This is a genomic window from Thalassotalea sp. ND16A (assembly GCF_000764205.1).
Taxonomy (GTDB): Bacteria; Pseudomonadota; Gammaproteobacteria; order Enterobacterales; family Alteromonadaceae; genus Thalassotalea_A.
Genome location: NZ_JQDZ01000012.1, coordinates 1 through 25,893, shown reverse-complemented (window position 1 = coordinate 25,893; position 25,893 = coordinate 1). Strand labels below are relative to the sequence as shown.

The 25,893-nt window shown below is 42.4% G+C and carries 27 protein-coding genes; 19 read left to right on the top strand and 8 right to left on the bottom strand.

What is annotated here, in order from left to right:
- Nucleotides 1–52 precede the first annotated feature (52 nt).
- The 6 genes from surA to ND16A_RS16585 all read left to right on the top strand — a co-directional run bounded on the left by surA (nt 53) and on the right by ND16A_RS16585 (nt 5,717).
- Nucleotides 53–1,363 (top strand): peptidylprolyl isomerase SurA, encoded by a 1,311-nt coding sequence (gene surA / locus ND16A_RS16560; protein ID WP_033076102.1) that lies wholly within the window; start codon nt 53–55, stop codon nt 1,361–1,363.
- Nucleotides 1,364–1,368: 5 nt separating this feature from the next.
- The gene (pdxA, locus tag ND16A_RS16565) at nt 1,369–2,352 is read left to right on the top strand and encodes a 4-hydroxythreonine-4-phosphate dehydrogenase PdxA (protein WP_033076101.1); all 984 of its coding nucleotides are present in this window, start codon (nt 1,369–1,371) and stop codon (nt 2,350–2,352) included.
- On the top strand, nt 2,349–3,158 hold the full coding sequence (gene rsmA / locus ND16A_RS16570) for a 16S rRNA (adenine(1518)-N(6)/adenine(1519)-N(6))-dimethyltransferase RsmA (RefSeq protein WP_033076100.1): 810 nt from the start codon (nt 2,349–2,351) through the stop codon (nt 3,156–3,158). The genes pdxA and rsmA overlap by 4 nt, the downstream gene beginning before the upstream one ends.
- A gap of 26 nt (nt 3,159–3,184) precedes the next feature.
- On the top strand, nt 3,185–3,577 hold the full coding sequence (gene apaG, locus ND16A_RS16575) for a Co2+/Mg2+ efflux protein ApaG (RefSeq protein WP_033076099.1): 393 nt from the start codon (nt 3,185–3,187) through the stop codon (nt 3,575–3,577).
- 4 nt (nt 3,578–3,581) lie between these two features.
- Nucleotides 3,582–4,397 (top strand): symmetrical bis(5'-nucleosyl)-tetraphosphatase, encoded by an 816-nt coding sequence (locus ND16A_RS16580; RefSeq protein ID WP_033076098.1) that lies wholly within the window; start codon nt 3,582–3,584, stop codon nt 4,395–4,397.
- Nucleotides 4,398–4,790: 393 nt separating this feature from the next.
- Nucleotides 4,791–5,717: a Dyp-type peroxidase gene (locus ND16A_RS16585; RefSeq protein WP_033076097.1), complete on the top strand. Its 927-nt coding sequence runs from the start codon at nt 4,791–4,793 to the stop codon at nt 5,715–5,717.
- A gap of 191 nt (nt 5,718–5,908) precedes the next feature.
- Here the strand turns inward: ND16A_RS16585 and ND16A_RS16590 are convergent, their stop codons facing one another.
- From ND16A_RS16590 to argR, 4 genes are all read right to left on the bottom strand, one after another.
- Entirely contained in the window at nt 5,909–6,925 is a 1,017-nt protein-coding gene (locus tag ND16A_RS16590) for a HipA domain-containing protein (protein WP_033076096.1), read from the bottom strand.
- The gene (locus ND16A_RS16595) at nt 6,925–7,269 is read right to left on the bottom strand and encodes a HipA N-terminal domain-containing protein (protein ID WP_033076095.1); all 345 of its coding nucleotides are present in this window, start codon (nt 7,267–7,269) and stop codon (nt 6,925–6,927) included. Before ND16A_RS16595 ends, ND16A_RS16590 begins: the two co-directional genes overlap by 1 nt.
- Entirely contained in the window at nt 7,262–7,546 is a 285-nt protein-coding gene (locus ND16A_RS16600) for a hypothetical protein (RefSeq protein ID WP_152593775.1), read from the bottom strand. The genes ND16A_RS16595 and ND16A_RS16600 overlap by 8 nt, the downstream gene beginning before the upstream one ends.
- 631 nt (nt 7,547–8,177) lie before the next feature.
- The gene (gene argR / locus ND16A_RS16605; RefSeq protein ID WP_033076093.1) at nt 8,178–8,648 is read right to left on the bottom strand and encodes a transcriptional regulator ArgR; all 471 of its coding nucleotides are present in this window, start codon (nt 8,646–8,648) and stop codon (nt 8,178–8,180) included.
- 220 nt (nt 8,649–8,868) lie between these two features.
- Between argR and mdh the strand changes: the two genes are divergently transcribed.
- The 3 genes from mdh to ND16A_RS16620 all read left to right on the top strand — a co-directional run bounded on the left by mdh (nt 8,869) and on the right by ND16A_RS16620 (nt 11,073).
- Nucleotides 8,869–9,801 carry a malate dehydrogenase gene (gene mdh / locus ND16A_RS16610; protein WP_033076092.1) on the top strand — a complete coding sequence of 311 codons (933 nt, stop codon included), beginning with the start codon at nt 8,869–8,871 and terminating at the stop codon, nt 9,799–9,801.
- Between the two features lie 224 nt (nt 9,802–10,025).
- On the top strand, nt 10,026–10,313 hold the full coding sequence (locus tag ND16A_RS16615) for a hypothetical protein (protein WP_033076091.1): 288 nt from the start codon (nt 10,026–10,028) through the stop codon (nt 10,311–10,313).
- A gap of 82 nt (nt 10,314–10,395) precedes the next feature.
- Nucleotides 10,396–11,073 carry an SGNH/GDSL hydrolase family protein gene (locus ND16A_RS16620; protein ID WP_033076090.1) on the top strand — a complete coding sequence of 226 codons (678 nt, stop codon included), beginning with the start codon at nt 10,396–10,398 and terminating at the stop codon, nt 11,071–11,073.
- Between the two features lie 57 nt (nt 11,074–11,130).
- Here the strand turns inward: ND16A_RS16620 and ispB are convergent, their stop codons facing one another.
- On the bottom strand, nt 11,131–12,102 hold the full coding sequence (ispB, locus tag ND16A_RS16625; protein WP_033076089.1) for an octaprenyl diphosphate synthase: 972 nt from the start codon (nt 12,100–12,102) through the stop codon (nt 11,131–11,133).
- 324 nt (nt 12,103–12,426) lie between these two features.
- Between ispB and rplU the strand changes: the two genes are divergently transcribed.
- The 3 genes from rplU to cgtA all read left to right on the top strand — a co-directional run bounded on the left by rplU (nt 12,427) and on the right by cgtA (nt 14,384).
- The gene (gene rplU, locus ND16A_RS16630) at nt 12,427–12,738 is read left to right on the top strand and encodes a 50S ribosomal protein L21 (protein WP_033076088.1); all 312 of its coding nucleotides are present in this window, start codon (nt 12,427–12,429) and stop codon (nt 12,736–12,738) included.
- A gap of 15 nt (nt 12,739–12,753) precedes the next feature.
- On the top strand, nt 12,754–13,011 hold the full coding sequence (gene rpmA / locus ND16A_RS16635; RefSeq protein ID WP_033076087.1) for a 50S ribosomal protein L27: 258 nt from the start codon (nt 12,754–12,756) through the stop codon (nt 13,009–13,011).
- Nucleotides 13,012–13,217: 206 nt separating this feature from the next.
- A complete protein-coding gene (gene cgtA, locus ND16A_RS16640; protein WP_033076086.1) occupies nt 13,218–14,384 on the top strand; it encodes an Obg family GTPase CgtA in 1,167 nt (388 codons plus the stop codon).
- A 37-nt stretch (nt 14,385–14,421) separates the two neighbouring features.
- Here the strand turns inward: cgtA and ND16A_RS16645 are convergent, their stop codons facing one another.
- Nucleotides 14,422–15,624 (bottom strand): benzoate/H(+) symporter BenE family transporter, encoded by a 1,203-nt coding sequence (locus ND16A_RS16645; RefSeq protein WP_052072813.1) that lies wholly within the window; start codon nt 15,622–15,624, stop codon nt 14,422–14,424.
- A 78-nt stretch (nt 15,625–15,702) separates the two neighbouring features.
- Here ND16A_RS16645 and ND16A_RS16650 point away from each other — a divergent pair, with 78 nt between their 5' ends.
- The 4 genes from ND16A_RS16650 (at nt 15,703) to ND16A_RS16665 (ending at nt 18,507) form a co-directional block, all read left to right on the top strand.
- Nucleotides 15,703–16,254, top strand: a complete 552-nt coding sequence (locus ND16A_RS16650; protein ID WP_033076085.1) for a helix-turn-helix domain-containing protein — start codon at nt 15,703–15,705, stop codon at nt 16,252–16,254.
- A gap of 117 nt (nt 16,255–16,371) precedes the next feature.
- Entirely contained in the window at nt 16,372–16,863 is a 492-nt protein-coding gene (gene folA / locus ND16A_RS16655; RefSeq protein WP_033076084.1) for a type 3 dihydrofolate reductase, read from the top strand.
- 317 nt (nt 16,864–17,180) lie between these two features.
- Complete coding sequence (locus ND16A_RS16660; RefSeq protein WP_033076083.1) at nt 17,181–17,768, top strand: TetR/AcrR family transcriptional regulator; 588 nt, start codon at nt 17,181–17,183, stop codon at nt 17,766–17,768.
- A gap of 136 nt (nt 17,769–17,904) precedes the next feature.
- The gene (locus ND16A_RS16665) at nt 17,905–18,507 is read left to right on the top strand and encodes an MlaC/ttg2D family ABC transporter substrate-binding protein (RefSeq protein WP_033076082.1); all 603 of its coding nucleotides are present in this window, start codon (nt 17,905–17,907) and stop codon (nt 18,505–18,507) included.
- A 48-nt stretch (nt 18,508–18,555) separates the two neighbouring features.
- Here ND16A_RS16665 and ND16A_RS16670 read toward each other — a convergent pair whose 3' ends face one another.
- Complete coding sequence (locus ND16A_RS16670) at nt 18,556–20,631, bottom strand: winged helix-turn-helix domain-containing protein (RefSeq protein WP_160173473.1); 2,076 nt, start codon at nt 20,629–20,631, stop codon at nt 18,556–18,558.
- A 197-nt stretch (nt 20,632–20,828) separates the two neighbouring features.
- Between ND16A_RS16670 and ND16A_RS16675 the strand changes: the two genes are divergently transcribed.
- Nucleotides 20,829–22,682 (top strand): serine hydrolase domain-containing protein, encoded by a 1,854-nt coding sequence (locus ND16A_RS16675; protein WP_033076080.1) that lies wholly within the window; start codon nt 20,829–20,831, stop codon nt 22,680–22,682.
- Nucleotides 22,683–22,754: 72 nt separating this feature from the next.
- Here ND16A_RS16675 and nagX read toward each other — a convergent pair whose 3' ends face one another.
- Nucleotides 22,755–23,909, bottom strand: a complete 1,155-nt coding sequence (nagX, locus tag ND16A_RS16680) for a transmembrane glucosamine N-acetyltransferase NagX (protein WP_033076079.1) — start codon at nt 23,907–23,909, stop codon at nt 22,755–22,757.
- A gap of 266 nt (nt 23,910–24,175) precedes the next feature.
- On the opposite strand from nagX, the gene ND16A_RS16685 reads away from it, so the two are divergent.
- Entirely contained in the window at nt 24,176–24,631 is a 456-nt protein-coding gene (locus ND16A_RS16685) for a tellurite resistance TerB family protein (protein WP_033076078.1), read from the top strand.
- Between the two features lie 66 nt (nt 24,632–24,697).
- On the top strand, nt 24,698–25,726 hold the full coding sequence (locus ND16A_RS0118670) for a CvfB family protein (protein WP_081945432.1): 1,029 nt from the start codon (nt 24,698–24,700) through the stop codon (nt 25,724–25,726).
- The last annotated feature ends 167 nt before the right edge of the window (nt 25,727–25,893 follow it).

The window sequence follows — 25,893 nt, the reverse complement described above, 5'->3', positions numbered from 1 at the left end:
AACGATTTAAAAATTAAATATATTCAAAGTAATTAACCGTAGATTTTATTCAATGAAAACAATAATTAGATTTGCCTTTATCATTTCAGGCTTAGCCCTTAGCGCTGTTGCTTTATCAACACCTGTTAATGCAAAAGAAAAAGAACTGGACAAAGTTGTCGCGATCGTAAATTCGGGTGTCGTACTCGAATCAGACGTTAATGAACTGGTCGGTAGTGTCAAAAAACAAGCATTGCTTGAAAAGCAAAGCTTGCCTTCAGATAAGGCCTTGCGCACCCAGGCCATGGAAAAACTCATCAATGACAGCTTGTTATTACAAATGGGTGAGCGCATGGGGGTGCAAATCAGTGATGCCCAACTTGATGGTGCTATTGCCTCAATTGCCAAAGAAAACGCCGACATGAGCACTGAGCAATTTCGTCAAAAACTGGTAGCGGATGGCATTAATTACGAACGCTACCGTGAAGGCATACGGATTGAAATGATCACCAGTGAAGTACGTCGCGGCAGTGTCCGTCGCCGTGTTGCCATTACGCCGCAAGAAGTGAGCAATTTAGTCGATTTAATGAAGCAGCAAACTAACGCGGATGTGGAATACAATATGGGCCACATTTTGATCAGTTTTCCTGATGATCCCACTCAGGAAGATTTGGTCGATGCGAAACAACGTGCCGATAAAGTGATTGAGTTATTAAACTCGGGCTCCGACTTTAAAAAAATTGCCATTGCTTCATCCGGTGCACCAACCGCGCTTGAAGGCGGTGATTTAGGCTGGCGCGGGATCAATGAAATGCCAACATTATTTGCCGAATTGGTTGATGGTCAAGAGAGTGGCTCGGTGTTTGGTCCGGTTCGTACTGGTTTAGGCTTTAACATCATTAAAATCCTTGATATTCGCGGCAAAGAAAAAGTTGAAATTAGCGAAGTAAAATCTCGTCATATTTTGATTGAACCATCGATTATCTTATCGGAAGAAAAAGCAGAACAAATCCTGAAAGACTTCTTAACGCAATTAGCAGCTGGCGAAGCAGACTTTGATGCCTTAGCCCGTGAACATTCAGATGGCCCTACCGCAAGTCGTGGTGGTGATTTGGGTTGGGCAGACCCTACCGGCTACGATCCAGTATTTACAAAAGCCTTGGCAACATTAGAAGTTGATGAGTACCACAAGCCGTTCCGTTCATCATTTGGTTGGCACTTGGTTCAGCTTACCGGTCGTAGAATTCAAGATGCTACCGAACAAAACAACTCAAATCGTGCTTACAACCTTATTTTCAATCGTAAATTTGGTGTTGAGGCCATTCGTTGGATGAAAGAGACGCGTGATGAAGCCTACATTGAAGTTCTTGATGAAGAAGGTTAAGCCAAATGGTTTATAAAATTGCCATTACTCCCGGTGAACCCGCCGGCGTTGGTCCTGATCTTTTAATTCAGTTGGCACAGCAAGACTGGCCGGTGCAAATTGTTGCGATTGCTGATCCACAATTATTAGCCGAACGGGCGCAGAAGCTGGGTTTGGAGCTTAAGGTAACGATTTACGATACAACAGCAGAAGCGAAACCTCATAAGGCTGGCCATATTAAAGTGCTGCCGGTAGATCTAGTGGAGCCTTGTGAACCTGGGGTATTAAATGCCAATAACGGTGCTTACGTCGTAGAAACCCTAAAGCTGGCCTGTGAACACAATATGAATAGTGAATTTCAGGCCATCGTCACCGGTCCGGTTCATAAAGGCTTAATTAACCAGGCCGGTATTCCATTTAGTGGTCATACCGAATACTTTGCCCAACAAGCGAATTGTAACGATGTGGTTATGATGTTGGCAACCGAAGGCTTGCGCGTGTCATTGATGACGACCCACATTCCGCTTGCCTATGTAGCAAAAGCGATAACTTATGAGCGGATTCAAAAAATCACTCGTATACTAAACAAAGATCTAAAAGAAAAGTTTGGTATTAAACAGCCTAAAATTTACGTCTGTGGTTTAAACCCGCATGCTGGTGAAGATGGGCATTTGGGCCGTGAAGAAATTGAAATCATTATCCCGGCATTGGAATCGCTACGCAACGAAGGCATGCACATCACCGGGCCGTTGCCTGCCGATACCATATTTCAGGAGAAATACCTGAGCGATGCCGATGCAGTACTGGCGATGTATCATGATCAAGGCCTGCCGGTATTAAAGTACAAAGGCTTCGGCGCAGCAGTGAATATTACCTTAGGTTTGCCCTTCATCAGAACTTCAGTAGATCACGGCACGGCAATTGAATTAGCCGGCACGACGAAAGCCGACAGCGGCAGTTTTAGAGCTGCTATAAATCACGCAATTGAATTGGTACAACATCATCAATGAGTAATAAAAATCATTTAGGTCATACCGCGAAAAAACGCTTTGGGCAAAATTTTTTACACGACGATGCGGTGATCAGCCGCATTGTTGATGCTATCGACCCGAGTGCAGGCGAAAATCTGGTAGAAATTGGTCCTGGCCTTGGCGCCTTAACCGAACCTGTTATTGAACGTGCTGGTGACATATCTGTGGTTGAGCTTGACCGAGATCTGGCGCACCGATTGCGACACCACCCTTTCATCGCCAAACATTTAACCATTCATGAAACCGATGCCCTGAAGTTTGACTTTTCCAGCCTGGCAACAGAAAAACAATTAAGAGTGTTTGGCAATCTGCCCTATAATATTTCAACGCCATTAATTTTTCATTTATTGTCTTTTAAAGATTGCATCAAAGACATGCATTTTATGTTGCAAAAAGAAGTGGTAAATCGAATGGCGGCAGGTCCAGACTGCAAGGCATATGGCCGCTTATCGATTATGAGCCAATATTTTTGTCAGGTAATGCCGGTGATGGAAATCGGTCCTGAAGCGTTTCAACCGCCACCAAAAGTAGACAGCGCCATAGTGCGATTGATACCACATAAAGAAATTACATATCCGGCTAAAGATGTTAAGTGGCTTGAGCGAGTCACCCGTGAAGCATTTAATCAACGTCGTAAAACCATTCGAAATAGTTTCAAAAAACTGATCAGTGTCGAACAATTGCAAGAACTGGGGATTAACCCGGGGCTGAGACCAGAAAATTTGAGTTTGCGTGATTATATTGATGTGGCAAACTATCTGACGGATAACCCGCCAGCGTTATAAATTTATTAAGTGCTAAGGTGTAATTGATGGAAACAACACAGGCAAACCCTGGACAGCTAGTGAAGGTCTCGACTCAGGTTGACTTTATTGAAGAGCAATCGGATCAATATCAAGACAGGTTTGTCTTCAGTTACACCATTACTATTGAAAATAATAGTGATAAAACCATGCAATTAATCTCCCGCAGCTGGCTTATTACCGACGCCGATGGCAACAAGGTATCGGTTGAAGGTGACGGCGTTGTCGGCCAGCAACCGGTGCTACAAAGTGGTCAACGTTATCGCTATTCCAGTGGCTCTATCTTAAAAACCCCCATTGGCACCATGGAAGGCTTTTACACCATGAAAGATTTGCAGGGCAATCAACATAAAGTCGAAATTCCGGTTTTTGGCCTTTCTGTTCCCAATATCCTCAACTAAGCGCATGGCAATTTATCTGGTCGGAGACATTCAGGGCTGTCACCAAGAGTTGTGCCAGTTGATGGCGAAAGTTAATTTTGATACAAGCTGTGATCAATTATGGTTTACCGGTGATTTAATCGCTCGCGGCCCAGACTCTTTAGCGACCATCAGGCTAATAAAAGACTTAGGTGATAGCGCCGTGGTCGTATTAGGCAATCACGATCTGCACTTGCTTGCTGTTCATGCTGGCATCAAACCCGTGAAAAAAAATGACCGGTTAGATGATCTGCTTAATGCACCAGATCTCGATGAGTTGATGGACTGGCTTGCGCAACAACCTTTAGTGGTGCAATTACCCAACGAAAATGCTTTTATGAGCCATGCCGGATTGTCACCGCAATGGACTGCGCAACAAGCATTGCAACAATCAAGCTTTGTGCAACAACGGATTTCATCTGATAATCGTGATCACTGGCTAACTTTAATGTATGGCAATGAACCAAATTCATGGTCGTTGGCAACCACCGAAGAGCAACAGTTTCGATTCAGCGTTAATGCCCTGACTCGCATGCGCTTTTGTATCACCGGCACCGGCGCTCTTGATTTTACTAACAAGTATTCGCCAGAAGATAACCAAGATCGAAATTTAACCCCCTGGTATGAGCTCTCCACGCAATTAACCAGATGTAAATGGGTGTTTGGCCATTGGGCCAGTTTGGATGGCAAGGTGACAAACTCCAATGTATACGCGCTCGATACCGGCTGTGTATGGGGTGGCGATCTCACGATGCTACGCTGGCATGACAAACGGCTGTTCACCGTTGCCGCCATCACTTAAAAACTCAATATTAGAAATAAAGCACCGTCATTCCGCAATGTTGTTGTGCGGAACCCCCTCCAGTTAAAGGGTGGCTTTATTAAAGGCTCATTTTGAATTTAGGAGATCCCACCCAAAAGCACGGTGGGATGACGGCGCTTTGTCTCTACTTCTTATTGTGGCACTGACCTGCCGGTCATGATTGAGTTCAGCATTTATATTTGTTAACCCCAAGTAACTTTGACGTACTCTAATTACCAAGCGATCCACTTAAGCAGGGTCACTCTGCTTTCTAATTCAGTACCATGTACTTCATTTTTCATTTCCCAAAACCTAAAATTCTCCTTTTGTAAAATCAAATAAACTCATATACTTAAAATATTATTCCCTATTCGAAGCGATCAGCGAGTTTTTATGGCCAGAGAGCAATTTGGTATTTGTGCCGAGCCAAACCTACACAGCTATTATTTAATGTTTAATGTATTGGATAATAAAAATAATTTTATTCGTAAAGCTTTAGCGGCATTACCGGCTTTATTTGAAGATTATGCGGATCAATTTTCTGAGTCCAATTTAAATGCAGTGATCGCTATCGGGGCTAATTATTGGCACGAATATTATCCGCAAGCAAAGCCACAAGGGTTAAAACCTTTTAGCCACTTGCAAGTGGAAGACAGGTACGCGCCGGCAAACAATTATGATCTGTTTATCGAAATTCGCAGTGACAGAGCCGATGTCAATCATGTGGTGAGTATCAATGTCTGTGAGTTGCTCAATGATGCAGTGGAGTTAGTAGAGCAGGTAAAAGGTTTTCGCTATTTAGACGGTCGTGATCTAACCGGTTTTGTCGATGGCAGTGAAAATCCGAAAGGCATGCATAAACGTGAAGTGGCTTTAGTGAGTGATACTGAGCAAGCGGAATTTGCCAAAGGCAGTTATCTACACATTCAACGCTATAAGCATAACTTACCCCTGTGGCAAACCTTAAAAGAGAAGCAGCAAGAAGACATTATTGGCCGTACCAAACGTGATGACATTGAATATGCGTCTGAGGATAAGCCATTAACCGCCCATATCAAACGCACAAATTTAAAAGACAGCGATGGCAAATCGCTTGAGATCGTACGTCAAAGCATGCCCTATGGACATATGAAAATTCAGGGGTTATTTTTTGTCGCCTACTGTCATACCCCAGAAAATTTTGAATTACAGCTAAAAAGTATGATTGCCGGTGACGGCCATGGTAACTTTGATCATTTATTGAAATATACTCAGGCAGAGACTGGCGCAGCCTTCTTCGCTCCATCGTTAGACTTAATTGCCGCAATCGCCGAAGACTAATAATATTGATACTTTACCGTCAATCAATGCTTCAATTTTCAAGGCAAAACAATGGTTAATAGCCCGCTATTGACCTTTGATTTAATTCATGGATTGATTAACTTAGAATTGCCACGGATGGCATAAACTCTGTTACCGCAGAAAATCGGAAAAAAGTGAGTATTGAGCAAGTGCTGCTTATCCCGTTCAGGTTAACTGATAACCGGTCTTTTTAAGCAGCTACAGCGCTCTTTGATGCGTTTTAAGATAATTTCTCTAAGATTGGCTGAGCAAAAAGAATTTTGCATGACCACATCTGCGGTCTGCTCAACCTTGCTTGCAAGTTTTTTAATAAAGCTTGCTCCTGCTTTTTCGCCAAGACCAATATTTTCTGCCAGCAATAAAAAATCATGAAAAGTGTAATAGCCATAACTTTCATAACTGGAACTAAAATTGCTGTCTAGCTCAGAATGAAGCAATGATAGCGTCATATATTCACCATCATATGCAGGATAAGGTGCAATCGACAATACATCGTAAATGGGAGTGAAATTATTCATTGTGGTGGTATTAGACGTTGGCTCTCTATACATCGAGAAGTTTTTCAAATGTAGATCACTGTTGCCAACGATAAATGAAAACAACACCTGGTTAAACGCGTTCAGAAGAACTGTTTTTTGGTTGCCAGATGCCTGGTATAATTCTTTCAACGTGTTCTCATACGAGAGCGAGTCATCGCCTTTATGTTTTGGGTGAATATTACAAAGTGATGCACCATCTTCGATAAATAACCGTTGCCCACTTGCGGTTATATCAAATCGCTTAGTGACGTAAGCCCGCTCACCATTTTCAAATGGTATCAGTGAGCAATCAGCAACATCTAACCCTACCGCTCTGGCAAGGCACATAATAGCGTGTTCATTTTCAGCGAGTTCAGGGAACTTCTGCGGGGATGGTTTTACTATGTATAAACCATTTTCAACGACAGGTTTCAACACTCCGTTCTCTAATGTCATAAAAAGTTTGCGTTGCACACCAGAAATAGAGACACCATCAGTATAGTCAATGGCTAAATCTTCAAAAGACTCACTAGTGCCGGTTATCGACAAGCCATTATCAGGGTATTTTGACAAGCCAAACATTGATTTTAAATGAGCCCGACTAAATCCGTTATCCATTTGCTTAGTGGATACAAACTTTAAGCTCCCTTGACAAACCGACTTGGCCATTAGTCATTCACCTCTACTTTAATGATGGATATAGCGCCAATAATTTCGGCACCATTGGCAAGCAATAGGCCAAACTCATCAGCCCTATCTAATCGTGCTTTTGAGCTTTGGTGAAACTTAACCCAGCCCTCACTAAGCAAATTGGTGAAAAATGGCGGCAGAATATCAAACTCATACTTTAATTGTTCAATAGGAAACCTATGGCCAATGGGGACCCCAGATTTCACATACTCATGGTCATAAACAAATTTAAAGGTTTCGATTAATCCTGCTCTATATTCAAGGATCTCCCCCGCGAGTACACCATTGGCATAAACCAGGCCTTTACGGTTCAGGTTAGCCATTAACCTGTCCTATATAAATACTCTTACCAAGCACGCCAAGTACCGCTGTTAGGGTCGATACTTTTGCCGATTGGGGGTCTTTAAGCAGCCGGGTTAAGGTGTTTGCTGAAATATCTGCGAGTATGGCAATGTCACTCAACAGTACCTTGTGCTCTTTCGAATGAGAGTCTACCAGTGGTTTCAGAGAATCCAGTGACTGATAGTTTTGTTTTATGGTCTGCTCAACAAGCACAGCTTTCACCTGGGAAACCCGCTGTTCAAGTTCAGTTAATATCATTATTGCTTTCTTGTTATCCATAATCACCACACAAGTAGAAAATTAGTTAACTAAAATAATAGGCACCATTAAAGGTGAAATCAATCAAAAACATCTTATATATTGATTTCAAGCATTAAATAATAAAAAATCACAATAAATGATAAAATAAAACATTAAAGCACCATTAAAGGTGAAATAATACAATAAAAACTAAAAACCACCACTTATTGTGATTTAAGTATCCGGCTGGAATAACGGATCACTCATAACATTCTCTATATATTCTAATACCATCGTTAATTTATATTTAGTCGCTCTGCTAGTATTAAATCCACTTTAAAGGCTTCCTTGCCTGTCGTGGATATGAACATCCGTGTACAAAAAAGCCCCAAGCATGTATTGTAAACAAACTTGGGGCCTCAACAGTGCTGCTTGTATCTTATAGCAACGAGCTACTGGCTACTGGCTACGAGCAGCGGGCAGTTCGCATTAGCGATCGAAAGAGGTATTGTCTTTAACATCGCGAAGTCTGGAAAGTTGGCATTCTCATGGCATAAAATATCATGCCCGAAGCCCGAAGCCAGTAGCACATATAACAAACGTTACCCTAACTTGAAACCTTACTCAGCCTGCTTGTACCTAGGCCACCTTAATACATCTTCTGAAACAACAAATGCAGCTTTTCTTTAGTTTCTTCAATATCACCAACGGCTGTTGGTGCAATAAAAATAGTGTCATCACCAGCGATAGTACCCAATACCCCATCGGCTTTACTTAAAGAATCCAATAAACGAGCAATTAATTGTGCTGCGCCGGGGCTGGTACGAACAATGATCATCACATCGTTGCTTTCAATATCTAATACTAATTGCTTAAGTGGGCTTTTCGCCGTTGGCACGCCAAGCTCGGCCGGTAAACAATAGACCATATCTTGTCTGGCGTTACGGGTGCGTACCGCACCAAACTTACTCAACATTCTAGAGACTTTCGACTGACTTATATTGTCAAAACCCTGACTTTTAAGAGCATCAACGATGTCACCTTGCGAACCAAACTGTTCTTGTTTCAATAAGTCTTTAAATGCATTAACTAATGCTTCTTGTTTTTGCTGTGCGCTCATAAAGTCGTCTTTTATTGTTAATATCTGGTTAACGGTAAGATTTATGTACAAATCATGGGGATCTAAACTAAAGTATCATATCAGCCTTTGCCCTGTCATGACAAAATAGTTTGTAATTTACGGCGCAATTCGGTATCTTTTGTCCGTTTTTAGAAAATAAAGTAATTACTCCAAACATCTGAGGTAATTGCTCACCACAAATTATCTTAGGAGTGTTTCAATGAAAGTTGCTGTTTTAGGTGCTGCCGGTGGTATCGGTCAAGCTTTATCATTATTATTAAAAACTCAATTACCTGCGGGTTCTGAGTTATCTTTATATGACGTTGCTCCAGTAGTTCCAGGTGTTGCTGTAGATTTATCACACATTCCTACTGACGTAACGGTTAAAGGTTACGGTGCTGACGCTTTAGGTGATGCATTAACAGGTTGTGATATCGTAATTATTCCAGCCGGTATGCCACGTAAGCCAGGTATGGATCGTGCCGATTTGTTCGCAGTAAACGCCGGTATCATTAAAACTTTAGCAGAAGGCATTGTTGCTAACTGTCCTAAAGCCCTAGTTGGTGTAATCACTAACCCGGTAAACGGCACTGTACCGATTGTTGCTGAAGTATTCAAAAAAGCAGGTACTTACGAAGCTAACCGCGTATTTGGTGTAACAACACTTGACGTTATCCGCTCTGAAACTTTCATTGCGGAATTAAAAGGCTTATCAACTTCTGATGTGAAAGTTCCGGTAATTGGTGGCCACTCAGGTACTACTATCTTACCTCTGCTTTCACAAGTTGAAGGTGTTGAGTTTAGCCAAGACGAAATTGATGCGTTAACGCCACGTATCCAAAATGCCGGTACTGAAGTTGTTAATGCAAAAGCTGGTGGCGGCAGTGCCACTCTTTCTATGGGCGCAGCCGCTGCTCGTTTTTGTATGTCGCTTGTTAAAGGCTTACAAGGTGAAGACGTTATTGATTACGCTTACGTTGAAGGCAATACCGGTGACGCAACCTACTTCGCCCAACCGGTACGTTTAGGTAAAAACGGTGTTGAAGAATACTTACCTTACGGCGAGTTAAGCGCCTACGAAGAAAAAGCGAAAAACGAAATGTTAGCAACCCTTAATGCTGATATTAAAGAAGGTGTTGATTTTATCGCCTAATTTGCGATGAATGAACACCTAGCAAAAGCCGGTCGATTGACCGGTTTTTTTATTTTGAACATGAACAACTTGAGCAATGGGTATCAAAGCTTAAATCTCTGGGTATCGAATTTGTGCAAGAGCCAACAGCACAAAGTTATTTATGGCGAGAAGCGGTACTACACCCATCGCCATTCAAAGTGCAGGATTTCAGTGGGAATTAAAAGTTACACGGAAAATAACGAATGAATGAAGCAGAACGTAAACAGTTAATAAAAACATCCTGGCAATTACACGCTTTAGTGGAAGAAGGCTACCTGAATAACCCGGCGATTAAAGGCGAGCAAGAGTGGTTAGAGAAACAACGAATACTGTTGGCTGACATGGCGATTCATTTATTACAGACAGCAATCACCCCGGGAGACATAGAGCTCGATAAGCTAAAAAACAATCTGCATTCAATTTTAACCATAGCTGACCAGTTTTTGCCAGATGCTGAACTGAAAAGTGCAACAGATAAGCTATATGATTAATCCATAATAGTCATCTCTGTCTACCGTCAATAAATTTTGTTCTACACTTAGCATTTGATTAACAGCACTTTGATGGACCAGCATGCTTGCAAAATTTATCAGTTATGCCTTGCTACCAGTATTTTATATACAGGGTATTACGGTTAAGCGAACGGTGCCCGTGCTGCCAGAGCCTATCGGTTCGCGACGTGGCCAGAATGGAGTCGGCAGTCCCTTAAAATTATTAGTCCTTGGTGATTCTGCGGCGGCCGGTGTTGGCGTGACTCATCAGCGTAAAGCGCTGCTTGGCAACCTGATAGATAATTTAAAACTACACCATCAAATTGATTGGCAACTGCATGCCCAAAGCGGTGCGACTACGGCAGATACCATTTTCGAGTTAGACAATATCGGAAAACAAAAACTCGATGTGATCGTGACTTCACTAGGCGTTAATGACGTAACATCGGGAATGAGGGCAACAACATGGCTGAGCAAACAATTACAGCTAAGACAGAAATTAATTGCAAAGTTTGATCCCAAATTACTAATCCTGACTTCACTGCCACCGATGGGGGACATTCCGGCATTGCCACAGCCGTTACGTTGGTTTGTTGGCGAAAGAGCCAAAGAGTTTGATCAACTGTTAAAGAACAGTTGCCAGGGGGTAACTCAGCACTTATCAGTAGACGTCGGTAACATCGATGGCATGATTGCCGATGATGGCTTTCATCCAAGTGCAAATTTATATAAAGTCTGGGGCAGCAAGTCGCGACGCTAATTCGGCAACGGATATAACGGTTAATTATACCCGTTTACCAATACCCTTGGCTTGGTATTATGCGTTTCTATCAACCGATAAATGCGCCAGGGCGATTAGGGCTTGCTTATAGTCACTGTCGCTAAGTATATCTAATGCCGCAATCGCTTTTTCAGCTTCGGCTTCGGCCATCTGCTGGGTAAAGTCTAATGCACCAGTTTCTCGCATCGCTGCTAACACTTGCTCAAGATGCTCCATACCGTTGCCCGTTTCAATGGCCTCACGGATCATCAACGCTTGCACCTCATTACCATGATGCATTGCGTGCAACAATGGCAATGTAGGTTTACCTTCGGCTAAATCATCGCCGACGTTTTTACCCATTTTTTCGGCATCGGCAGTGTAATCGAGTAAATCATCGATTAATTGGAATGCGGTACCTAAGTGCATACCGTAAGCCGTCATCGCTTTTACCATGTCTTCACTTTGTTCGGTTACTACTGCAGCAAGGCGTGTGGCCGCTTCGAATAATTTAGCGGTTTTGCAATAAATCACCTGCATGTAACTGTCAACCGTAGTATCAGCATCATTGCAATTCATTAATTGCAGCACTTCACCTTCGGCGATGACATTGGTGGCATTGGATAGCACTTTCATAATCGACATGTCATCAAGGGTTACCATCATTTGAAATGAGCGGGTATAAAGAAAATCACCTACTAACACGCTGGCGCTGTTACCAAATAACTCATTGGCGGTTTCTCGGCCTCTACGCATCGCCGATTCGTCAACCACATCATCATGAAGTAATGTGGCAGTATGGATGAATTCAATAATAGCCGCTAAACAAATATGCTTGTCACCGCTATACCCCATCGCTCTTGCAGCCAATACCGTTAACAATGGGCGCATTCGCTTGCCCCCGGCGTTGACGATGTAAATACCTAACTGATTGATCAGTGCCACATCTGAGTCTATTTGCGAATAGATCAGCGTATTCACCGCATTCATGTCTTTAGAGGCAAGGTCCTGGATTTGGTTAATATTCATATTTAATTGAACTTTTTAATATTTTTCAAGCGGTTAGTCGTAGAATTTGAGTTATACTCTGCTATGGTTGATGATTTTACACTATTTTAGCCAAGTTCAAAGTTTTCAATGTAAATAAAGCTGAAAAAAACGTCGTTTTCTCCCCCTGAAGAAGTCAGCTGTATAGCTGAAATTACAAAGCTAAATGTTTGTAATTTATTTTTCCTAACTAATTACCGGAAAATGCGTAAATAGACTTGCGAAGCCGTAAATCTTCGCGTAGAATCCGCGACCTATTATTTTAATTTGTGCGTCTAATATCATTGGCGCAGTACGGAGTAGCAAATGTACGCTGTATTCCAAAGCGGTGGTAAACAACACCGTGTAAGCGAAGGTCAAACTGTTCGCTTAGAGAAACTAGAACTAGAAATTGGTTCAACTGTAGAATTCGAAAATGTATTAATGGTTGCTAATGGCGACGACATCAACGTAGGTGCACCTTACGTTGCCGGTGGCAAAGTTACAGCTGAAGTTGTAAGCCAAGGTCGTGGCGATAAAGTTAAAATCGTTAAATTCAAACGTCGTAAGCATTCACGTAAGCAGCAAGGCCACCGTCAGTGGTTTACTGAAGTGAAAATTACTGGCATCAACGGTTAATAGGAGTAATTAACGATGGCACATAAGAAGGCAGCAGGTAGTACTCGTAACGGTCGTGATTCAGAAGCGAAACGCTTAGGTGTTAAACGCTTTGGTGGCGAGTCAGTTTTAGCGGGTAACATTATCGTTCGTCAACGTGGTACTAGATTCCACGCTGGTACTAACATGGGTATTGGAAAAGACCACACATTATTTGCTTTATCAGATGGTAAAGTACAATTCGATGTTAAAGGTCCTCAAAACCGCAAGTTTGTATCAATTATTGCTGAATAATAGCGATAAGCGAAACAGATATAAAAAACTCGCTAGCTAGCGAGTTTTTTTTTGCTTTATATATTGATTATTTGATCTATGTAAATAAGGCAATATTTCTAATTAGTGTATTTTTCATACACTAGTTATACTAATAGCAATCGCATTGCTTTTTAATGCGATGGCTATAAATACATACATTTATGTTTGGAGCTTAATTAAAGCTAATGAAATTTGTAGATGAAGTAGAAATTCGCGTTGAAGCTGGCGACGGTGGCAGCGGTTGCGTAAGTTTTCGTAAAGAAAAATACATAGAATACGGCGGACCTAACGGTGGTGACGGTGGCGACGGTGGCGACGTATACCTGATCGCCGATGAAAACCTGAACACCCTTATCGATTATCGTTTTGAGCGATTTCATAATGCCCAGCGTGGCGAAAATGGCAAAAGCCGTGATTGTACCGGTAAAGGTGGTACAGACTGTACTCTTAAAGTACCTGTAGGTACCCGCGTGATCGATGTTGATACTGGTGAGCAAATTGGTGATTTAACCAAACATAAACAAAAAATTATGGTGGCCAAAGGTGGCTGGCATGGTTTAGGCAATACCCGTTTTAAAAGTAGTACCAATCGTGCCCCGCGCCAAAAAACCTTAGGTACGCCAGGTGAAATTCGTAACTTGCAGCTCGAGCTCATGCTCTTAGCCGATGTGGGTTTATTAGGCCTGCCAAATGCCGGTAAATCTACGTTAATTCGTAGTGTTTCGGCAGCAAAACCGAAAGTCGCAGATTACCCGTTTACCACCTTAGTGCCAAACTTAGGCGTAGTGCGCTTAAATTCGCAACGCAGTTTTGTGATTGCCGATATTCCGGGTTTGATCTCAGGCGCTTCTGAGGGGACAGGTTTAGGCATACGTTTCTTGAAGCATCTTGAACGTTGTCGAATTTTAATTCATTTAATTGACGTACTTCCGGCAGATGAATCCGATCCTGCTGAAAATGCCTTAACCATCATCAATGAATTAGAGCAATACTCTGAAAAGCTTGCCGGAAAACCAAGATGGTTGGTGTTTAACAAGCTTGATTTACTGCTTGAAGATGAAGCCGAAGAAGTAATTCAACGTGTCACTAAGGCCCTTAACTGGGAAGGCGATTATCATGCTATTTCGGCATTTAATCGTGAGGGTACCGCCGATCTTACGCAACAGTTGATGACCTTTATTGAAGCGTTACCAGCGGACACGCTTGAACCAGAAACGGAAGCTGAAGAAGTCGAGTTTAAGTGGGATACTTATCATCAAGATGCCATTGATAACTACAACTACGATGACGACTTAGACGATGAAGACTGGGACGAAGACGACTACGATGTAGAAGTTGAATACCGTAAATAATCGCGCGATTCGTCGATAATAAATAACAGGCCAGATTTTAATCTGGCCTTTTCTTTTTTAGCGCTTTTCTATTCTGGATTTTACCAAATGAATTTTGGCTCACTAACGTGGTGCAGCCGGCAATCAAGCCCCAAAGTACGGAACTGCCCCCCCAGAGTGAGATATCTGAAGCGGTAACCAAAAATGTAATGATTGCCGCTTCCGACATTTTTTTGTCAGACAAGGCTTGTTCAATACTACTGGTGATGGTGGTGAACAAAGCGATGCCGGCCAATGCATAAATCAATGCGGATGGTAGCGCTGAAAATACTGCCATTAAGTAAGCCGCTGAAATCGCCATTAACATATAGAAGCCACCAGCAAAAACCGCTGACCAATAACGCTGTCCTGGATCTTTATCCACCTCTTCAGTCATACACATCGCAGCGGTTATTGCCGCTAAATTTATCGCATAACCACCAAATGGTGCGGTTAGCACGTTTACCAGTCCGGTTACGCTTAAAATAGAAGAGACAGGAGTTTTATAGTTATGCGCTTGCAACACCGCAATGCCAGGCAAATTCTGGGCTGCCATGGTGACAATAAATAATGGTATGCCAATACCAAGCAGCGCCTTGATATTAAATTCAGGTGAGATGTATTTAAACTCACTCACTTGCAATGAAAGTTCACTAAGCGCGACCAGTTCAAGTTGCCATGCCATGACGATACTGCTCAATAATAGCAACAACATCGCATATTTTGGCATGATCTGCTTAGCAATTAAGAAAGTGACAAACATCGCCACCACCAGTAAAGGTTCGTTATTCATTTGATTAAAGACATCAATACCAAAGTTCACTAAAATTCCCGCCAACATCGCCGACGCTAATGGAAATGGAATTTTATTGCTTAATTTTTCAAACCAGCCGGTGATGCCACTTAAAAAAATCAGCAATGCCGAAAAGATGAAGCCAGCGATCGCTTCATTGAGAGTAAAACCTTGGCCAATGGTAATGAGTAATGCCGCACCAGGAGTTGACCAGGCAATTAATATCGGTACTCGATAAAAGAGCGATAAACCGATAGAGGTTAGCCCCATGGATAATCCTAAGGTTAATATCCAACTTGCTGCCAGGCTAACATCTCCGCCCAGGGTAATAACCGTCTGATAAATCAGCGCTGCAGAGCTGGCAAAGCCAATCACCACAGCCACCAGACCGGTGACAGATGCGCTTAAAAGGCGATTGACTAGCATAATAAATACTCCGATAATAACATTTCGCTGTGCGCTTTAACGCACAAACTATCATTGTATGTTATAACGCACAAGAGAATAATGACTAAAAATATAAACAATGCAGTCGGCATCCAACTAAAATTAGCAAGAAAAGATAAGGGCTGGAGTCTCGATACCGCCGCTGTACATACCGGGGTTTCAAAGGCGATGCTCGGGCAAATTGAACGGGGCGAGTCAAGTCCTACCGTTGCCAGGCTATGGAAAATTGCCAGCGGCTTTCATTTACCGCTCACCTCTTTTCTTGGCACAATTGAAGATGATAGTTTGACAGATAACGTGTTAAATACCGAACAAGGTATTTCAGTTACCACCTTGTTCCCCTTTGATAAAATAACAAAAAGTGAAGTGCTTTCGTTAATTTTGGCGCCATCGCATCAGCAAATGTCATCACCTCATAATGCTGGCGTGATCGAACACATTCTGGTCATTGAAGGAGAAATGGAATATTTTCTCGAGCAACAATGGCACCCGTTAAGGGCAGGCGAAGTAGTAAAATTTTCGGCCAATCAACAGCACGGCTATCGTAACCTCTCGGCAACCCCAGCAAGGTTTCATAACCTCATTTGTTATACCGACGAAGAAAAATTTTAGTTTGCGCCAATAAAGCACACCCTTTATGTGGAGTAGAATTGTTGCTCAAGGCTAAAGTTATTTGTTATTCTATCGGCAAATTTTTACGCTAAATTTAATTCACTTTTAAGGCTCTTAATGACTATCCTATCTATGATTGTTGCCCACGCCAATGGCCGGGTAATTGGCAAAGACAATCAAATGCCCTGGCACATGCCTGCCGACTTAAAGTATTTCAAACAAACGACGGTAAAAAAGCCGGTGATCATGGGCCGTAAAACGTTCGAATCAATCGGTTTTCCCTTGCCTGGGCGACGAAACATTGTCATTTCTCGAGACAGCAATTATCAAGCCGATGGCATAGAAACGGTAACCTCGGTAGACGCCGCATTAGCGCTTGTAACCGACGTAGAAGAAATTATGGTCATAGGGGGCGGCAGTATCTATGAGCACTGCTTAAAGGCCGCACAACGCCTGTACATCACTGAAATTGACCTAACCGTGCAAGGCGATACGCTATTTCCTGATTACAATGCCGAAAACAACTGGCATTGTGTTAGTGAAGATGCCCATCCTGCCGATGAAAAAAACCTACATAACTACAACTTTAAAGTGTACGAGCGTATCTAATAGCAAGTTGAGGTAACAGCAAATGTTATCTGTTAGTGCATTTCGATATTTTACAACCGACCCTGTGGTCGGTTATAATGTGATACCAATTTGAATAAGTATGTGTTCTACTTTTTCATGAGGTAAAACGGATAAATACAATGCATAAAATTTAGTAAGTAGTTATTCTCGGCTTTGGCATCCTGCGTCGCTCTACCTGCAGCATCCAAGCTTTCGTACTTATCAATTTTATAAAGCCGTAGTTATTCGTTTTAACCATTAAAAATGAGCAGATATTTAATCAACTTGGTATATTAATTAAGTCAAGGTAGTAGTCTATGAGAGATGCAGAACAAACCCGTCAGAAGATATTAGAAATCAGTGCCGATGAAATCCATAAGCATGGTTTCACTGCCACCAGTTTGTCTGCCATTCTCCAGCGCTGCAAAGTTTCCAAAGGCGCTTTGTATCACCATTTTCCCAATAAAATGGAATTGGGTTACGCCGTTTTTGAAGAGATCTACACGCCAATGTTTTTAGCACTGTGGCAACCTGCGGTAGAGGTTGATGACCCGATTGCAGGGTTATCTGAGTTTTTCAAATTGATGAGTACCGAATCGAGCTGTGAGGAGGTTGTCTGCGGCTGTCCGTTAAATAATCTGTGCCAGGAAATGTCTGCCATTGATGAAGGTTTCCGACTGAGAATTCTCAATATGCAGCAACAACTCAATCAACTTATTGCGATAAACCTGCAACGTGTATCGGCGCAATTACGCCCCGACATTGACTTCAGCCAGGTTGCCTATTTTATCGTTGCCAGTTTTCATGGCTCATCCAGCTTGAGTAAAAGTTCACAAAACAAAGAATTGTTTAGCAAAGTGATCAACGAGCTTTGTCAATATATTGCTAATCTGCGAAATGGCTAACTTTCCGAAATAATACCCCCCTGTTTTAGCACTAAATAGTATAAGAAATATTAAATAACCACTTACAAACCGCGCGGTCGGTATGTACAATAAGGGAAATTATGACACTTTGAATAAGATACAACAAGGAATGACCATGAAACGATTTTTCGCAATTTCCCTATTACTCATTATCAGCTTTAACAGTATCGCGGTTGAGCAAGGTTTATCGCCCTATAAGGTCATTGCCAATACCGGCAATCAACTATTTACTCGTATCGCCGATGAGCAACAACAGTTAAAAGCATCGCCACAGCTAATGCGTGACATCGTTGAGCAAGAGCTAATGCCGGCAATCGATTACAAATATGCCGCATTCAAAATTTTAGGCAAACACTTGAAAAAAATGAGCCGAGCGCAAAAGCAAAATTTTATTATTTCGATGCGCAGTTATTTGGTGAAGACCTATGCCAACGCACTTCAACAATACCACAATCAACACGTCACTTTTGAACCGGAGCGCCCGACTAATGGCGCAAAAATAGTGGCGGTTGATGCAATTATTGCAGATGCCAATGCACCAGAAATCACCATTACTTTTCAAATGCGTCAAAACCGAAAAACCAAACAGTGGAAAGCGTATGACATGATAGTAGAAGGCATTTCATTATTAACCAGCAAACGAGCGGAAATTAATAGCCGTATTGCCAAAAATGGTATTGAGCAAGTTACCTTGGAATTGGCCGCAAGAGGAGAGTAACTGAGGCCGTAAAGTAAGTTAAATCAGAACTTAATCCATAAATGCGGCTTATTTGGCAACAGATATTTTCACCAGATTACTCTCGGCCAGCAACGATTTTACCACCAGAATTTTATCAACCCTCGGGTGGATAGCAAAATTCAGCCGAAAGCGATTTTTAGCTAATTGTTTTACTTCTTGCTTACCGGTGTCAATGTTGATGCGAGTCATAACGGTGGTAACATCGGTTCTGCGGTTGAAATAGAGATATCCATTGGCAATCTGCCATAGATTGGGGCTGGCTGAGCCCACTTTACCGAGCAGTTTAGTTGCTTCAAATTCTTTGTCATTGTTTAATGACAACAGCCAGGCTTCGAGGTTTTCCTTAATGGCGATGTAGTTATTTTCACCATATTGCCGTATCGCTATATAGCCCTTTAACCAAGCGACTTTCTTTTTTGCTTGCAGAGAGTACAGGTATATAGAGTGAAGCTTATCTTCAACACTGGCATAGAAAAGCTTATCGCCATCAGGGTGCCAGGTTGGGTTATGCACCAGCTCCAAATCACTGGTGATAAAATTCAGGGACTTGCTTTGCAGGTCGAAAATAAAGATACGCTTTCCGATCACCCCCGCTAGCTTTGATTCTTGTTGGTTAATGACAAGTGCGGAAATTTTGCTGTCCGGCGAAAATGAGCTAAGCTGCTCTACCGGCAAATTTTTCTGTTGTTTTTGCAAAACCAGTTTATCGTTTTCTAACGAGATAAAGTATAGCGTGTCGCCGTTGGCATTATATAGCGGAAAGTCTTCGGCACCGGACAAATCGATATGCTCACTGGCGAGCATGGTTTGCTGGACAAAAGGATTTGGCTGTTCTTGAATGTCGAGAAAATTACCATTGTGTTGACGCATGTAATAGCACTCATTGCCACAATGATAAATTACGTCATTAATAAAATCAGCATTAAGGGTTTTTACCAAAAAGCTGTCTTTAGCAATGCTGTACTCAAATAACTCGCCCCTGAAGCCGGATAAGATCAAACGGCTATTGTCACCACTCCAAACCAATCGGTTGGCATGAACAGGCATGACCCGGTTAGCCAATAGCGTTCCGGTGTTAATATCGAGTATCAGCAATTCGTGCTTGTCGGCGCTAACCCCTCTTAAAATTGCTAACAACTTGCCATCAAAAGATTCTTTGGCAAAATAGTCACCTGCGCCAGCAACACTAGGAGAAGTAATGGCGTTGAGTTTTCCCGTGGCTAAGTGGTAACGTGAAATCCCTTGCGCAGAAAAATTTCGATAGCCACTTTTAACATAGACAGCATCATTGCCGGCAGACCAGGCTATGACATACTTTCCCTGTAACGCTGCGGAGTCTAACACTTCACTTGCCAATACCGCATTGTCCTGATCGAGTGAAGCCAAATAATGAAAACTGCCGGCGCTATCTGAACGAATGTAAATAATTGAATGGCCATCGGGTGACCATAAGGCGTTGGCATAATTAGCATCCCCCCAGGTCAATCTTTGTATGCGTTTGCTTTCCAGGTTTTTGATATAAAGGTTTAGTGCATCGTTATTATTTGCCCGGTGTGAAAACACCAGCGCATCTTTAACCTGACTATAGTCTGCGCTTAGCTCTGAGCCAGACATATGTGTCAGAAACTCTATTTGCGGCTGTGCTTGTGCATGCGAAGATTTATCGTCTGGGTGAAAAAACCATAGTGATAATAGGGTTAAGGCCAGCAGGCTAATGAAGGTGAGCAGGTAAGAACGTACACGCTGAGCTTGCTTAATAGGTGTGTGTTCGATTATGTCAGTAACTTCGGCGATTAAGGTATAGCCTTTTAAAGGCAGTGTTTTAATGTATGTCGGGTTTCTGGCATCATCGCCGAGAGCCAGTCGTAACTTCTTCACCACAGCTCTGATAGCATCATCACTGACATGACGATTCGCCCAAATATTCGTTAATATTTCTTCCCGGCTGACGACACGGCCTTTTTGAGTCAAGAATAAACGGAGCAACTCAAATGACTGAGGCTCCAGCTTTATTTCAACTCCCTGTTTAAAGAGTTTCCCTAGTGAAAAGTCAACAACAAATTCGCCCACGGTTTTATTTGTTTGATCGCTGCTACTAATCAATTTTTGTCCTTTTATCAAACAGTTACTTGATGTGGCTTTTTGTGACTTCACCCTGAGCGGAAAATTCACAACAAGTCATAAAGCTTCCTTTGTTGATTTTTATTGAGAATGATAATTCTAAGTTATTAAAACATATAGCCGAGACTTTGTACGGAAAACCGTAAAAGAAAACTCACAAAAACATATAAGGAAAATAGATGAAATACCCGTTTTTAATACTGCTACTGTTAAGCTTTTTCTATCCATCATTCGTTATTGCTGAAACGCCAAGCTCTCCCGACCAACTTGCTCAGGCGATAGACAGCATTATGAAAAAGACCCGCACTAAAGGGGTTGCCGTCGCGATGATAGATGGTAATGGCAAGGTTTGGTCGTACACCTCCGGCCTGGCCGATACAAGGGCAAATAAAACCATCAGCGAGAAAACTCAATTTAGAATTGGCTCGATTTCGAAAATGTTTGTCGCGATGTCGGTGTTAAAGTTAATTGAGCAAAATAAACTCTCTCTGGACGATACTCTCGCCAGTGTTGCCCCGGAAATTGAATTTAAAAATCGGTGGGAGAAACAAAAGCCGATAACGGTTGCTCACCTGATTGAGCATACTACCGGCTGGGATGCACCTCACTTTCCCGAATTGGCGCATAATAGCGCGGCGCCTATCAGTACCTTGGATGCTTTGGCACTACATCCGCACTCTCGAGTATCGCGTTGGGTGCCGGGTAGCAGAACCGCATATAATAATATCGGCCCGGTTGTCGCTGCTTATATTGTTGAAAAGTTATCAGGAATGAGTTTTGAAAAATTTGTCCGGCAAAGCTTTTTAACGCCTCTATCGATGTCAGATACCGACTATTTTTATACCGATAATTATAAGAATAATGCCGCGGTGTTGTACCGGGGAAACCAACAACAGCCCTATGCGCACATTGCATACCGGGCATCTGGCGCGATGAATTCAAACCTCACAGATATGACATCATTCGCCCGTTTTTTACTGACCAGAAAAAATCAACTTGAGTCAGGCATTTTAACCACAAAGTCTTTCGATATGATGGAAAGACCATATAGTTCGCTCGCGGTTCAGGCAGGGTTGGAGTTAGGCTATGGCTTAGGCACAACGATGTTTCACCACAATGGCTTTCTTTATTACGGCCATGAAGGTGCAATGCGAGGAGCAAATAGCCTTATTGCCTATCAAAAAGAGCTGCAAATGGCGCACGTGATCATGACCAATAGTGAATCAGCCGCAGTCGCTGAAATTCATCAGCTGTTGGCTGAATATGAAACGCAAAATACGCTAAAAAAACCGCTAAAACATGAGCGTCAAGCGACTCAGGATGAATTGGCTTTAAGCGGTTTTTATCGACTGATTAACCCGGTCAGTAAGCGCAGTGAATTTCTTCAGGGACTGCTGCCGTGGCAGCTTGAGGTGACTAGCTTGCAGGCATGGATTAAGCCGTTATTGGGGGGCAATAAAAGAGAACTAATTTTTTCATCAGCTGCTGGTTTTAAACAAAATACCACAGGTATGGTTGCCCTGATAAGTGGGCAAGATCCACTTGCCGGTAAGGTGTTGCATTATGGGCCACAGACTTTCAAGCAGGTTAGTTCCTTACGTGCGTATTTGCCGATTGTCATTCTTGCTCTCTGGTTAGTTTCTGCATTGATTTCACTAATATTCTTGTTCATCTGGATACCACGCCGATTACTTAACAAACTGGATAAGGGGGCAACCATTCAAGTCAGGAGCTGGCCATTAGCAGGGGTCATTGCCTTAGCACTATTGGCAATTACTCTTATGAATGCAAATAACAGTTTGCAACCGTTCATGTTAACCGGAACCGTTAGCTTCCACTCGCTAGTTATTATGCTGATGACCTTGGTCTTTGCCAGCACAAGCCTTTACAGCGGCCATATCCTTTTCAAAAACAGAAAAGAAAAAATGAACCGATTTGTCTACTGGCACTCCGCGCTCCTAAGTCTGAGCAGTATTTGCCTGACGTTTTACCTGGCGTATTACGGCATGATCGGCCTCAGGCTTTGGACATAAAACTGTCCGCACAACTCATCCAAATCAGTGCCTTAGGTGAACCTTTGGCACTGATTTGGCGATACTGAGAATTTATACCTTGATGAAGATTTTGTGCTTAAACATCCAGGCCAGCAATAACCATTGTAGAGCAAGGACGGCAATGATTGCCCAAAGAGCCTGCCAAGGTGCGCTTAATGCATTGATAAATCCACCAAATAGACTGTTGGCAATATAATCCCATTTAACCAGGCTGGTGGCCAAATAGATGATAATTGAGTTCATCCCAATGATGGCGAAAGGTTTTGCCCAGGCTTGCCAGTTTTGCATGTCGATTAGGTAGTAAAAAAAGGCTAAAAATAACACGCTCCAACCCGAGGTTACCAAGACAAAAGAAGGGGTCCATAAAGTTTTATTCACCGGCAGTATCGTGTGCAATAACCAGCCTGATGCTAATGCAATAATGCCAATGAGTACTAAGTTTCTCAGTAATACCTTAGGTAAATGTTTTTCGGTCATCATTAATCTGCCAACAAAGACACCGACCATGCCATTAATCACCGAGCCTAAGTTAGACAGTATACCTTCCGGGTCTACCGCTAAGTTCTGATAACGAATACCCGGTAAAAACGTTTGATCGACCCAGGCATTTAATGAATGAGTGGGCCCGTAGTTACCTGCGCCGTAGCCATCAATGGAAACGAAGGCGAGCATTAACCAATAACCAAAGAATAAAGCTGCGGTAACAATAGCTTGTGTCTTAACCTGACAGTGCCAAACCAGCATAGCGCCAACAAACCAGGCTAACCCTATTTTTCCAAGAACACTGGCATAACGTATGTCATCAATAGCTGCTGGCATCCCCGTGCCCCAGCCATGATTGTAAACAATGCCCAATCCAACTAACAATGCCAGACGTTTTATCGCATGCCGGTACTTTTCACGCTGTTGTGTTTTGCTATAAGACGAAATAGGTTTGGCCGCGATGCCTAAACTGACACCCGACAATAAGATGAATAATGGAAAGATCAAGTCGTAAAAAGTAAAACCGTGCCACTTCGAATGGAGCATTTCGCTTGCCGCCAGTTCAAAAAACGACAGCCCCGTAATGACAAAAAGCGCCGCAAATAAGCCTTCGGCTCCCAAGATCCAGAACATATCAAAGCCTCGCAACGCATCAATGGACAGTAATCTTTTCGGTTTTTTTGGGGAGTCGATTTCTGCGCTGGCAAGCTTGCTTGTGGTCATAAATATTTTGGGATTTTACTTATCGAATGCGTGTCATGCACTCTACACTATTTACTGAAATATGAATAATAATTTACAAAATATCAATATTCAAGCAACACCAATCAATAAACAATGTTAATTGTTTGCTATAACCTAGTTGTCAACGGCAGGTATCATTTGACCATGCCGAGGAATCGTTCTAATCTGCATTAACCTACGTTTGAATGTGGCATGGCGATTAATAACCGACTACAATCAAAAAAACACATAAAAGATGCACTATTATGCTAACAAAAATTCGAATTTTTATCCGAAACCTGCAACAAGACAGTGTTGTAAATAATACGCTTTCATTAGAAATTGCCACCGCAGTGTTGCTGTTTGAAGTAATGCGCGCCGATCATAAATACGAAGATGAAGAAAAAGTGAAGGTGGTTGAATTATTGCAACAGCATTTTCAATTAGACAAAGTCGAGGTCAATGACATTTTGGCACTGGCCGAAGACGAGTCTCATCATGCCAATGATTTTTATCGCTATACCACCTTAATTAATGAGCAATACGAACTTGCTGATCGGATTAAAATTGTCGAGTTGTTATGGCAAGTCGCCTATTCAGACGGCCATTTAGACGTTATTGAAGAACATATTATCCGTCGTATTGCCGATTTATTGCATTTACGCCACGGTGAATACATTCAATGCAAATTAAATGTTCAAAACCAGCAAAGCAATGATTAAAGAAGATCGTAATTGCTGTTTTACCCGTGTTACAATTGCGCCCTAACTCCCCGTATAGGAACACAAATGGCAAGCATAGGTAAAATAAACACCCTCAAAGTATTAAAACTCACCGATTTTGGTGCCTACCTTGATGGTGATGATTTAGGTGAAATTTTATTGCCAAATCGATACCTGCCAGAAGGGTGTGCTGAAGGCCAAGACGTTGCTGTTTTTGTCTACTTCGACTCTAACGATCGCCTTATTGCGACCACCGAAACGCCAAAGGGTCAGGTAGATGACTTTGTCAGTTTAAAAGTGGTGCAAGTGAATCAAATGGGCGCATTTTTAGACTGGGGCCTGCCAAAGGATTTATTAGTTCCGTACAACCAGCAACATCGCAAAATGGTGGTGGATAAATACTATCTGGTTAAAATTTATCGTGATTTACACACCGATCGTTTGGCGGCATCGAGCAAGCTCGATAAATATTTAGATATTTGGCCGGCAAATTATGAAATCGGCGAACGGGTGGATATTACCGTTGGCGATAAAACCGATTTAGGCTTTAAGGCGATCATCAACGAAAGACACTGGGGTTTACTGTACGACAATGAAATTTTCCAACCTTTGCGTGTCGGTAAAAAAACCATAGCCTATGTGAAAAACATGCGTCCCGATGGCCGCGTAGACTTGACGTTAACTCGCACCGGTATCGGCAAAGTGAACGACTTTGCGCCGGTTTTTATCCAGTACTTACAAGACAATGCTGGTGTCAGTACAATCATTGATAAAAGTTCGCCAGAGCTTATCCAACAAACCTTTGGCGTGAGCAAAAAAACCTTCAAAAGCACCGTAGGTAATTTATTAAAGAAAGGCCGGGTAACGATTGCAGCCGATGGCATCCATTATGTTGCCAACCCACAACCGAAAAAGCCGGCAGCAACAAAACCTGATACTCGCCAAAAGCCAGAACATAAAACCGGGCAAGCAAAGGCTAAACATAAACGTAGCCATGATAAGCCAAGGGCAAAACCGGCTAGCAAGAAAACTGACACTAAAGGAACTGCAAAGCCGCAAGAAAAGTTTGACTGGAGTAAGCGCTCAAAGAGCTAGTATGCAGATATGACAAAACCACGAAAATAGGGGCATTCGCCCGTTCTAAAACACTTACACAAACCTGATCATCAGGCTTTAGGTTATTTCTGCATTCAACGATACTGGTTGCATTTGCTAAGTAGCAAGCGCAGAGCCGTTATCTCCAGCAGCGTAGATTTCGGCTG